This is a genomic window from Janthinobacterium sp. GW823-FHT03B06, assembly GCF_058796955.1.
This window is the reverse complement of record NZ_JBXAJE010000022.1, coordinates 1-995: the sequence shown is the minus strand read 5'-3', so window position 1 is coordinate 995 and position 995 is coordinate 1. Positions and strand designations below refer to the sequence as shown.

Genomic DNA, 995 nt, shown 5'->3' with positions numbered 1-995 from the left:
CTGTGTCGGTTTGCGGTACGGTCTCGTATGACTGAAGCTTAGAGGCTTTTCTTGGAACCACTTCCGATTGCTTCGTGAACAAGTTCACTCGTCCCATCCCCTTGAATTCCGCGCCCGGATTTGCCTAAGCGCCTTCTATGAGACAGAAACTGACTATTCCAACAGTCAGACAACCTTCCGCGATCCGTCCCCCCATCGCATCATACGACGGTGCAGGAATATTAACCTGCTTCCCATCAGCTACGCATCTCTGCCTCGCCTTAGGGGCCGACTCACCCTGCTCCGATGAACGTTGAACAGGAAACCTTGGGCTTACGGCGTGGAGGCTTTTCACCCCCATTATCGCTACTCATGTCAGCATTCGCACTTCTGATACCTCCAGCATCCTTTACAAGACACCTTCGCAGGCTTACAGAACGCTCTCCTACCATATCCAATAAAGGATATCCGCAGCTTCGGTGACTGGCTTAGCCCCGTTACATCTTCCGCGCAGGACGACTCGATCAGTGAGCTATTACGCTTTCTTTAAATGATGGCTGCTTCTAAGCCAACATCCTGACTGTTTTAGCCTTCCCACTTCGTTTTCCACTTAGCCAATCTTTGGGACCTTAGCTGGCGGTCTGGGTTGTTTCCCTCTTGACGCCGGACGTTAGCACCCGACGTCTGTCTCCCAAGCTCGCACTCATCGGTATTCGGAGTTTGCAATGGTTTGGTAAGTCGCAATGACCCCCTAGCCATAACAGTGCTCTACCCCCGATGGTGATACTTGAGGCACTACCTAAATAGTTTTCGGAGAGAACCAGCTATTTCCAAGTTTGTTTAGCCTTTCACCCCTACCCACAGCTCATCCCCTAATTTTTCAACATTAGTGGGTTCGGACCTCCAGGGCGTGTTACCGCACCTTCATCCTGGCCATGAGTAGATCACTTGGTTTCGGGTCTACACCCAGCGACTGATCGCCCTATTCGGACTCGATTTCTCTACGGCTTCCCTAT

The 995-nt window shown here is 51.5% G+C and carries 1 rRNA gene; it reads right to left on the bottom strand.

Features of this window, described 5'->3' with window-relative positions:
- Nucleotides 1–995: ribosomal RNA gene (locus AC1RBA_RS27905) — 23S ribosomal RNA — on the bottom strand; the annotation flags it as partial.